This is a genomic window from Acidithiobacillus sp. IBUN Pt1247-S3 (assembly GCF_041146875.1).
Lineage (GTDB): Bacteria > Pseudomonadota > Gammaproteobacteria > Acidithiobacillales > Acidithiobacillaceae > Igneacidithiobacillus.
Genome location: NZ_JBFRXP010000086.1, coordinates 1 through 415, shown reverse-complemented (window position 1 = coordinate 415; position 415 = coordinate 1). Strand labels below are relative to the sequence as shown.

Here is a 415-nt window from a genome sequence, read left to right as displayed (position 1 = left end):
TTGTCCACCCATACAGGAAACAGGTAGATCTTCTGCGCATGGGTGTTGTGATGTTGGGAATGAGCATACCGGCCGGTGAATGGCTTGCTGCCTGAATATCAGTGGTTTTTTGATTGTCGCTCATTCCCGTTTCCCCGCTAACGCATCATATCGCGCATCATGGCGGGCATACCGTCTTTCACAAATCGTGTGATTTCCCGCGCATGTTCATGAATTACGCGAACCATCGCCGGATCATTTGACGTTTCGGTAACCGCCACCCCATCCTTTAGCAACTCTAAGTTGCGGTGGTACCAAGTCGGGTGCGCAAACATCACCGGCACACTGCGACTCATCGGGTACGGGAATGGCTTGTCCTCGGCCAACCGTGCATACATTTGTGACACATGCGCCTGCAGCAACGCCACAGTTTCTG

General features: G+C 52.8%; 1 pseudogene. It reads right to left on the bottom strand.

The annotated features are described in order from the left end of the window. Positions 1–137: 137 nt before the first annotated feature. A pseudogene (locus AB4090_RS15160) lies at positions 138–415 on the bottom strand (hypothetical protein); the annotation flags it as partial.